At 68.1% G+C, this 8940-nt stretch carries 10 protein-coding genes and 1 pseudogene; 5 read left to right on the top strand and 6 right to left on the bottom strand.

Annotated elements, in window-relative coordinates; translation table 11 throughout:
• Nucleotides 1-549, top strand: a pseudogene (locus tag BST11_RS28215) (MAP_0585 family protein); the annotation flags it as partial.
• 232 nt (nt 550-781) lie between these two features.
• Nucleotides 782-1105, top strand: a complete 324-nt coding sequence (locus BST11_RS22290) for a putative quinol monooxygenase (RefSeq protein WP_083140220.1) — start codon at nt 782-784, stop codon at nt 1103-1105.
• Here BST11_RS22290 and BST11_RS22285 read toward each other — a convergent pair.
• From BST11_RS22285 to BST11_RS22275, 3 genes are read right to left on the bottom strand one after another with little or no spacing between them, the layout of a single operon-like run.
• A complete protein-coding gene (locus BST11_RS22285) occupies nt 1102-1785 on the bottom strand; it encodes a guanylate cyclase (RefSeq protein ID WP_083140218.1) in 684 nt (227 codons plus the stop codon). The genes BST11_RS22290 and BST11_RS22285 overlap by 4 nt on opposite strands.
• On the bottom strand, nt 1779-2153 hold the full coding sequence (locus BST11_RS22280) for a carboxymuconolactone decarboxylase family protein (protein ID WP_083140216.1): 375 nt from the start codon (nt 2151-2153) through the stop codon (nt 1779-1781). Before BST11_RS22280 ends, BST11_RS22285 begins: the two co-directional genes overlap by 7 nt.
• A gap of 2 nt (nt 2154-2155) precedes the next feature.
• Nucleotides 2156-2974, bottom strand: coding sequence for an SDR family oxidoreductase (locus BST11_RS22275; protein WP_083140214.1), 819 nt, complete (start codon nt 2972-2974; stop codon nt 2156-2158).
• A gap of 21 nt (nt 2975-2995) precedes the next feature.
• Here BST11_RS22275 and BST11_RS28020 point away from each other — a divergent pair, with 21 nt between their 5' ends.
• Nucleotides 2996-3160, top strand: coding sequence for a hypothetical protein (locus BST11_RS28020; protein WP_169834947.1), 165 nt, complete (start codon nt 2996-2998; stop codon nt 3158-3160).
• Here BST11_RS28020 and BST11_RS22270 read toward each other — a convergent pair.
• Nucleotides 3157-3972 (bottom strand): adenylate/guanylate cyclase domain-containing protein, encoded by an 816-nt coding sequence (locus tag BST11_RS22270; protein ID WP_083140226.1) that lies wholly within the window; start codon nt 3970-3972, stop codon nt 3157-3159. The two genes, BST11_RS28020 and BST11_RS22270, sit on opposite strands and share 4 nt — an antisense overlap.
• A gap of 121 nt (nt 3973-4093) precedes the next feature.
• Here BST11_RS22270 and BST11_RS22265 point away from each other — a divergent pair, with 121 nt between their 5' ends.
• Nucleotides 4094-5506, top strand: a complete 1413-nt coding sequence (locus BST11_RS22265; protein WP_083140212.1) for a glucose-6-phosphate dehydrogenase — start codon at nt 4094-4096, stop codon at nt 5504-5506.
• Nucleotides 5461-6543, top strand: a complete 1083-nt coding sequence (gene gnd, locus BST11_RS22260; RefSeq protein WP_142276494.1) for a phosphogluconate dehydrogenase (NAD(+)-dependent, decarboxylating) — start codon at nt 5461-5463, stop codon at nt 6541-6543. Before BST11_RS22265 ends, gnd begins: the two co-directional genes overlap by 46 nt.
• 91 nt (nt 6544-6634) lie before the next feature.
• Here the strand turns inward: gnd and BST11_RS22255 are convergent, their stop codons facing one another.
• Nucleotides 6635-7498 carry an alpha/beta fold hydrolase gene (locus BST11_RS22255; RefSeq protein WP_083140209.1) on the bottom strand — a complete coding sequence of 288 codons (864 nt, stop codon included), beginning with the start codon at nt 7496-7498 and terminating at the stop codon, nt 6635-6637.
• A 24-nt stretch (nt 7499-7522) separates the two neighbouring features.
• Complete coding sequence (locus BST11_RS22250) at nt 7523-8890, bottom strand: cytochrome P450 (protein ID WP_211284758.1); 1368 nt, start codon at nt 8888-8890, stop codon at nt 7523-7525.
• Between the last annotated feature and the right edge of the window lie 50 nt (nt 8891-8940).

The raw sequence follows: 8940 nt of genomic DNA, 5'->3' as shown, positions 1-8940 counted from the left end.
GGCGGTGGCGGTGGCGGTGGCGGCAACCCTGGCGGCGGCAACCCTGGCGGCGGCAACCCGGGCGGTCAGGGCGGCGGGTCTAAAGCCCCCCAGAACCCACCGCAGACCCACGAACCGGCCCCGAGCCAGCCGCCGGCCACCCACAGCCAGCCGCCGGGCACCCAGAGCCAGCAGCCGGCGACCCAGAGCCCGCCGCCGGCGCACAGCCCGGAGCCGTCGGGCACACGGGGCAACGAGCCTTCGCAACCGCAACCCACCCACCCCGGCGCACAAACGACGCCGCCCGGCGCTCAAACGACCGCACCGGCGCATGGTCCCAACAACTCGTCCAACCCGGGAGCGCGTCCGGCGCTCAATCCGCCGAGCACGCAACCCCCGCACCCGCCCTACGTTCCGCGCCGCGACCTGGTCACCGCCAGCGCGGAAATAGGCGGACCCGGCGGCGAGAATGCCCAATTCAGCATCGTCGGCCGCGGCGCGCCGCCACCGCCCCCGCCGCCGGCGCCCGGCGCCGCAATGCCGGGCGACCCCGCAATTGCGAATCCGTAACAAATTGAATTTGCGCGAATGTCGGTTTATCCGAAAACACGCAAATTTGCGGCATGTGAGCCGTTCCGGATAAAGACTATGGTGTGACATGTGTCATGGCAATATGCGCCCCAGGCGCCGAGGAGGCCGCCTGGGCGCATTTTGCTGCGAGGCGTTAGTGGGGACGATCCCAGATCGCACGTATGCTGGCGCAGACCACGCACGAGGGACGCTGGAGCGGGATGATCTGGTGATGATCTTCATCGTCGTCAAGTTCGAGACCAAGCCGGAATGGACCGACCGCTGGCCGGAACTGGTCGCGTCGTTCACCGCCGCCACCCGTGCCGAGGAAGGCAACCTGTGGTTCGAGTGGTCGCGCAGCCTGGATAACCCGGCCGAGTACGTCCTCGTGGAGGCCTTCCGCGACGGGGACGCGGGCGCCGCGCACGTCAACAGCGAGCACTTCAAGCGGGCGATGCAAGAGCTGCCCCAGGCCTTGCGGTCGACGCCCAAGATCATCAGCCAGACGCTCGACGCCACGGGGTGGTCGGAGATGGGGGAGATGTCCGTCGGCTAGCCGAGGGACACCGCGATCTCCTCACCCAGCCGGTAGCCGGGCGCCAGCGGCAGCGTGTCGCCGCTCCAGAACCTGCCCGGGTCGAACCAATTGGCGTCCTTGTCGGTGACGAGCAATCCCATTTCCTCGTAGGTGATCGCCACGGTCTCCGCGCAGTACGCCGTCTCGAGGCCCATCCGGCGGTGCTCTTCCTTGCGTCGCCGCGTCTGTTCACGAATCTTACTGTCCACCACCGGGATTCCCCGTATCCAGTCGTTGACGGTGGGGAGCCGGCCACGGAACCACCGGGCCGTTAGCCGCGCGGCCGTGGGAAATGGGGTCCCATCCATCCGCGCGATGACCCGCAGCAGCGCGTTCTCCTGTTCCCGGGTCGCGTGTGGCGTCAGCTGGCGCAGCCAGCACCGCTGGTGGTATCGGTCGGTCCACTGCAAGACGGCTTCCCGCAGATCGTTGAGCTGCACGCCGCGGTGGTGGGTGCCGGACCAGACGTCGACGAGCTTGTCGCCCAGTTCGGCGTGCCAGATCAGGGGCGGCAGGTCGTCGATCGCCACCGTCATCCCGACGTGGTTCACCGGGGCGTTCGTCAGCGTCTGGATCGCGCGGTCGGGCCGGGAGCGGCCGCGGAACAGCCAGAGGTCGCCCGTGCGCGTCTCGTCCAGCGCTTGCTCTAACGTCAGCATGAACCAGCCAGCGCTTCGCGCGCCACATTGCGTGCCGTCGCGGCCGCCGGATATCCGGCGTATCCGGCCACGTGGTAGATCACCTCTTCGATCTCCTCGCGGGTAAGCCCGTTGCGGAGCGCGATGGGGAAGTGGAACTCCAACTCGTCGCCGGCCCGCAGGGCGATCAGAGCGCCGAGGGTCACCAGGCTCCGGGAGCGACGGTCCAGCCCGGGCCGGGTCCACAAGGCGCCGAATACGTGGTCGATGGCCATGTCGCCGAGTTCATCGGCAATCCCGCCGTCGTGCAGCCCGGTGGCGCCGTCGGGGATCAGGCCGGGCAGCATTTCCTTGAATGCGTTGAGGCCCTTGGCATGCGAGTCACTCACCGTTATCTGCCTTTCTTTTGAATTGGGGGTTCACGGGAGACCTGATGGTCGATGTAGGCGTCCCAGTCGTCGACCCGGCGGCGCAGCTCGTCGACCACGTGGGGGTGGGTGGGCAGGAAGAATCGGTTGCGCAGGATCGCGTCGGCGACCAGTTCGCCGACGGGCGCGGGATCCAGCAGCTCGAACTGCTCGCCGGGAATGCGCAGCGGCGCCCCTTCGCCGAATTTCGGTATGGTGGTGGCGATGTTGGTCAGCACCGGGCCCGGACACAGCAGGGTGACGCCAATGTTCTTGGGTCGCAAATAGATTGCTAGCGCCTCGCTGATCTGGACGATCGCGGCCTTGGTGGCGGCGTAGGGCATCCGGTCGTAGGAATAGGTGAAAAGACCGGCGAAGGAGGCGGTGTTGACCAGATGCCCGCTGCCCTGGTCGAGCAACAGCGGCAGAAATGCGGCGTTGCTGCGCACCACCGACATCAAGTTCACGTCCACAATGCGTTGCCACTCGGTCACCGGAATATCTTGTGGCAGACCGTTTGTCAGCACACCGACATTGTTGACCACGACGTCGACCCGGCCGAACCGCCCCAGCGTCGCATCCCGAACAGCTTCGAACGCAACCGGATCCGCGACGTCGGCGCGCTGCGGCAGTGCGGCGGCGCCTCGGCCGCTCAGCTCGCTCGTCAACGCGTAAACGCCGTCGCCGTCGATGTCGACGGCCACGACGTGCGCGCCCCGATCGGCGAGCGTGCACGCGATCGCGCGGCCGATACCGCTGGCCGCTCCGGTGATGACGGCGACCTTGTCCCTGAGCGTCTCCATGGCGGTAATAGCCTGTCAAGTATGCGCAGCGTTTGGAAGTGGCTTGGGCTGGCCGGTGTCGCGGGCGTCGTGGCCGGCGGCGCACTGGTGGTCCGCGACCAACGCAAGCGGCGCGCCTACACCGCCGACGAGGTCCGCGCCCGCCTGCACCAGCGGCTCGCCGAGTCCGACGGTGAGGGTTCCTAACCGGGGTCGACGGCAAACAAGCGGTGGCTGCCCGAAAAGCCCTTCAGCTCGACGTCGCGGCCGCCGTCGAAGCGGATGTCGTCACAGTCCGCGACCGCGTCGCGCACCGGTTCGCTCACCAGGATCTGGCCGCCGACCGCCTGCGCGGCGACCCGCGCCGCCATCGCGACGTTGCGCCCGAACAGGTCGTCGCCGCGGCGCACCGAACGGCCCATGTGGATGCCGATGCGGACCCGAATGTCGTCGTGCCGCTTGCCCTTTCCGTTGCCTCCCAGCGCGCGCTGCACGTCGATGCCGCACCGCACGGCCTCCTCGGCGCGCGCGAACGCGATCATGTAGCCGTCCCCCTGGCTTTTCACCACGTGCCCCGACCGTCGCTTCACCAGACCCGAGATGAGCTTGTCGTGCGAGCTGATCAGCTTGACCCAGGCGCGGTCGCCGATGCGCTCGTTGAGCGCGGTGGACTCCTCGATGTCGGAGAACAGGATCACCACCCGGCCGTCGGGGGTGACCCGGGCGAGGTCGGGGCGCTCGACCTCGGCCCAGTCGGCCAGGTCCTCGATCGAGCTGCGCACCACCGCACCGAAACCCTCCTTGCGCATCAGGTTGGCGGTGTTCCACACCGTCTTGACGGCCTCGCGACCGCCCGACAGCAGCCAATTGCGGGTGTCGGCCCGGTGCCGCAACTCGTCGATCTCCCGGCGGCCGCGCACCAGCAGCACCGCGAGCACCGCGATCGCGACGGCCTCGATCGCCGCGATCCCGGCCGCGACGAGGAACGCGGTGTGCAGCACGCCTCCCACGCCTGGAATCCTGCCAAAGGCCACGATCGGTCCGGCTTGTCGGGCCCATGCGCGGTGTCTAGTGTTGAGTCCGGCCGCCGCGGGTAGTGATTCTCCAGAAACGATCGGGTGATTTTCGGGAGGTGCGGGCTTGACCGACGGCGGCGACGACCATTCCTCGAATTTGCTGGTGATCTTCGGCATTACCGGCGATCTGGCGCGCAAGATGACCTATCGCGCCCTCTACCGGCTCGAGTCGCGGGAGTTGCTGGACTGTCCGGTCGTGGGCGTGGCCAGTGACGACATGACCGTGCAGCAGCTCGTCGAGCGGGCGCGCGAGGCCATCAAGGCGTCGGGGGAGAAGTTCGACGACGCGGTGTTCGACAGGCTGGCGGGCCGGCTGTCCTACCTGCACGGCGACGTCACCGACGACAAGCTCTACGGGCAGCTCGCCGAGCGGATCGGCAAGGATTCCCGACCGTTGTACTACCTGGAAATGCCGCCGGCGCTGTTCGCGCCGATCGTGGAAAACCTCGCGAAGGCCGACCTGCTGGAGCGCGCCCGCGTCGCGGTGGAGAAACCGTTCGGCCACGACCTGGCCTCCGCGCGGGACCTGAACGCCCGGCTGCGCGCGGTGCTCGACGAGGAACAGATCCTGCGCGTGGATCATTTCCTGGGCAAGCAACCCGTCGAGGAGCTGCAGTACCTGCGCTTCGCCAACAGCGGCCTCGCCAAGGTGTGGGACCGCGACAGCATCTCCGAGATCCACGTCACCATGGCCGAGGACTTCGGGATCGAGGACCGCGGCAAGTTCTACGACGCGGTGGGGGCGCTGCGCGACGTCGTACAGAACCACCTGCTGCAGGTGCTCGCGCTGGTCGCGATGGACCCGCCCGTCGGCGCCAGCGCCGACGACCTGAACGACAAGAAGGCCGAGGTTTTCCGGGCCATGCCGGCGCTGGACCCGCAGCGCTGCGTGCGCGGCCAGTACCGCGGCTACACCGAGGTCGACGGGGTGGCAAAGGATTCCACGACCGAGACCTACATCGCGCTGCGCACCGAGATCGACAACTGGCGCTGGGCCGGCGTGCCCATCTTCCTCAGGGCGGGAAAGGCGCTGCCGGAGAAGGTCACCGAGGTCCGGATGTTCCTGCATCACGTCCCGGGGTTTTCCTTCCTGCCCAACCGCCGGCCACCCGAGCCGAACCAGATCGTGCTGCGCATCGACCCCGATCCGGGGATGCGCCTGCAGTTGTCCGCCCAGGTCCGCAACTCGTGGCACGACGTGCACCTGGATTCGTCGTTCGCCGAGGACCTCGGCGAGGCGGTGCGGCCCTACGAGCGGCTGCTGTACGCCGGATTGACCGGCGACCGGCAGCTTTTCGCCCGTGAGGACGCCATCGAAGAGACGTGGCGGATCGTGCAGCCGCTGCTGGACAAGCCGGGCCGGATCCACCACTACGAGCCCGGCTCCTGGGGACCCCAGGCCGCGGAGTCGCTGCTGCACGGTCACCACAAATGGCAGGAACCGTGGCTGCCCAAGGGCACACAGGCGAGCAGTTAAGGAGACGAAACAGTATGCAGCTGGGGATGATTGGTTTGGGCCGCATGGGTGCCAACATCGTTCGGCGCGTGGCCAAGGGCGGACACGAGTGCGTGGTGTACGACCACGACCCCGACGCGGTCAAGGCGATGGCCGGCGAGGACAACACGACCGGGGTGTCCTCGCTGCAGGAGCTCGCCGAGAAGCTCACGGCACCGCGGGTGGTCTGGGTGATGGTGCCGGCCGGGACGATCACGACCGGGGTGATCGAGGATCTGGCCAAGACGCTGGAATCCGGGGACATCGTGATCGACGGCGGCAACTCCTATTACCGCGACGACATCGACCACGCAAAGACCTTGTCCAAGAAGGACATTCGGCTTCTCGATTGCGGCACCAGCGGCGGTGTGTGGGGCCGCGAGCGCGGCTACTGCCTGATGATAGGCGGGGACACGGACGCATTCGAGCACGCCGAACCGATCTTCGCCACCGTCGCGCCCGGCGTTGATGCGGCGCCGCGCACGCCGGGCCGCGAAGGTGAGGTGGCGCCCGCGGAGAACGGATACCTGCATTGCGGGCCGTCCGGGGCGGGGCACTTCGTCAAGATGGTGCACAACGGGATCGAGTACGGGATGATGGCCTCCCTCGCCGAGGGCCTCAACATCCTGCGCAACGCCGGCATCGGCAAGCACGTGCAGGCCGGTGACGCCGAGACGGCGCCGCTGTCGAATCCCGAGTTCTATCAGTACGATTTCGACATTCCCGACGTCGCCGAGGTGTGGCGGCGGGGCAGCGTCATCGGCTCGTGGCTGCTGGACCTGACCGCGATCGCGTTGCGGGAATCGCCGAACCTGAAGGAGTTCTCGGGGCGGGTTTCCGATTCCGGGGAGGGCCGCTGGACGGCCATCGCCGCGATCGACGAGGGGGTGCCGTCGCCGGTGCTGACCACCGCGCTGCAGTCCCGCTTCGCCTCGCGCGACCTCGACGACTTCGCCAACAAGGCGCTCTCGGCGATGCGCAAGCAGTTCGGCGGGCACGCGGAGAAACCCGCCAACTAGCCGCGCCCCAGAGTCAAAGCCGTGGCTTCACAGTCAAACTCGTGGTTCACGGCGCAAAACATCGGCGGCGCAGCGCGGCCGGCACAGGCCGCTAGGTGCGTTTGACGAACGCGACGACGACGTCGCTGAAGGCGTCGTTGTCGTCGCCGGCGGCGGTGTGTCCAGCGTTGGACAGCTCCACGAACTCCGCGTTGGGCACCGTCGCCAGGAAATGCTTGACGCCCTCGGGGCTGACGACGTCGGACAGCTTACCGCGGATCAACAGCACCGGGATCGTCAGGTTCCTGGCCGCCTGCTCGAACATCTCGGTGCGCAGTTCGGGGTCGTCGCCGGGCTTGGTCATGAACGCCGGGTCCCAGTGCCAGTACCACCGCCCGTCCCGCAAGCGCAGGTTCTTCTTCAGCCCCTCGGGGCTGCGCGGTTTCTTCCGGTACGGAAGGTAGGCGGCGACGGCGTCGGCGGCGTCGTCCAGCGAGTCGAATCCCTCGAGGCCGCTGATCATGAAGTCGCGGATGCGGGCGCTGCCGCTCTTCTCGAAACGGGGCACCACGTCGACGAGGACCAGTCGGGTCACCTTCGCCGGGCCGGCGCGGTGGGCGGCGAGGATGCCGGTCAGGCCGCCCATGCTCGCCCCGATGATCATCACCGGCCGGTCGATGGCCTCGACGACGCGCAGGACGTCGGCGGTCAGCGTCTCGACGGCGTAGTCGGCGTCCGGCGCGCGATCGCTGTCGCCGTGCCCGCGGCTGTCCAGGGCGACGACGTGCAGGCCCTCCCCGGCCAGGATCTCGCCGGTGCTCTTCCAGGAAAAACGATTCTGGCCGCCACCGTGCAGCATCAGGACGGACGGCCGGTCGGTGGCGTTGGTGCCCCGATTCCATTCGTCGGCGACCAGGGTGATCCCCCCTTTGCCGGCGAATTCGACCGTCTCGGGGTTGCTGCTTACGACGCTCACGCGTCCTGACGTTACATAGCGCGGTTAAGCACTTTTGCGCGGGTCGGCGACCTGGCGCTGCAGCGGGGCGCGGCGATGCACCGCGATCCGCCCGCCGTGCTTCGGAAGGGAGCCGAGGCCACCGCCCTTGATCTTCTCGGGGGGCGCCGTGGTCGTTTCGATGGTCAAGTGCCGCAGTATCGTTCGCAGCACCACATTCATCTCCATTTTGGCGAACGCGGCGCCCGCGCAGCGCCGGGTTCCGCCGCCGAACGGAATCCACGCGAAAGGCGACGGCTTGCCGTCGATGTAGCGGTGCGGGTCGAACCGACCGGGATCGGGAAACGCGTCGGCGTCGGCATGGCACTTGGAGATGCTGACGACGATGGAGTGACCCTCCGGGATGACCCAGTCGCCGAGCTCGAACGCCGGCGCGCGCACCCGGCGACCGGAGAAGTCGATCACCGACCTGGTGCGCTGGACCTCGTAGATCGCTGCGTGGCGCAGCTCGGTCTCGTCTCGAGTGGGGTCGTCGGCCTCCTCGACCAGCGCCGACAGCACGTCGGGGTGGCGGCTGAGCCGTTCGAACACCCAGGCCAGCGTGGTTGCGGTGGTTTCGTGCCCGGCGACCAGCAGGGTGAGCAGGTCGTCCCGGACGTCCTCGCGCGACATGGCCGACCCGTCGTCGTACGCGCAGCGCAACATCAGCGACAGGATGTCGGTTCGGTCCGCCGAGTCCGGGGACTTGTCGGCCTTGTCGATCATCCGGTCGATGACGGCGTCGTACTGGCGGCGCCAGTCGGCCAGCCGGCCCCACGGCGTGTAGCGGCCATAGGTTCGGGACGGCATGGGCAGCGTCGCCAACAGCGAGCCCAACCTGGCCCACGGCGGGATGATCCGCCTCAGGTCTTCGAAGTCGTCGCCCTGTGCCCCGAACACCGCGCGCAGGATGACGTTGAGCGTGATGCGTTTCATCGGCGCCAGCGTGGCGAACGTTTTGCCCTCGGGCCAGTCGCGAATCTCGCGGAGCGTCTCTTCCTCGACGATCTGCTCGTAGTTCTTCATGTTGTTGGCGTGGAAGGGCTGCGCCAGCAGCTTGCGCCGCTCGCGATGGGCCGAGCCGTCGAGGCCGAACACCGAGCCCGAGCCCAGCAGCCGACTCAGGTTGGGCTGTATCGCACCCAGATCGTGGACGCCACTGGTGTAAACCTTTTTGGCCAATTTCGGGTCGACCACCACCACCAACCGCCCGAACACGGGAACGTCGAGCCGGAACGCGCCGCCGTACCGGCGCGCGAGTCGCTCGGTGGTCCACCGCCGCGCGGTCAGGAAGGCGATGCCCTGCAGCGCCTTGGGCAATATTCGGGGGGGTGCCGGCGGTAGCTTCACCGCCGATTCGGCAGAGGCTCGCACGTGTGCGGGTCTACCCAGCCCGACGCGCGCGAAACGGTCGACGGCGCCGG

Source organism: Mycobacterium alsense (genome assembly GCF_002086635.1).
Classification (GTDB): domain Bacteria; phylum Actinomycetota; class Actinomycetes; order Mycobacteriales; family Mycobacteriaceae; genus Mycobacterium; species Mycobacterium alsense.
The sequence above is the reverse complement of the archived record's forward strand: the minus strand, read 5'-3'. Positions and strand labels throughout refer to the sequence as shown.

What these genes read in the sequence shown, in the direction of transcription:
- BST11_RS22290 (WP_083140220.1), top strand. Translation starts at nt 782, where the DNA reads ATGATCTTCATCGTCGTCAAGTTCGAGACCAAGCCGGAATGGACCGAC.
- BST11_RS22285 (WP_083140218.1), bottom strand. Translation starts at nt 1,785, where the DNA reads ATGCTGACGTTAGAGCAAGCGCTGGACGAGACGCGCACGGGCGACCTC.
- BST11_RS22275 (WP_083140214.1), bottom strand. Translation starts at nt 2,974, where the DNA reads ATGGAGACGCTCAGGGACAAGGTCGCCGTCATCACCGGAGCGGCCAGC.
- BST11_RS28020 (WP_169834947.1), top strand. Translation starts at nt 2,996, where the DNA reads ATGCGCAGCGTTTGGAAGTGGCTTGGGCTGGCCGGTGTCGCGGGCGTC.
- gnd (WP_142276494.1), top strand. Translation starts at nt 5,461, where the DNA reads ATGGCAGGAACCGTGGCTGCCCAAGGGCACACAGGCGAGCAGTTAAGG.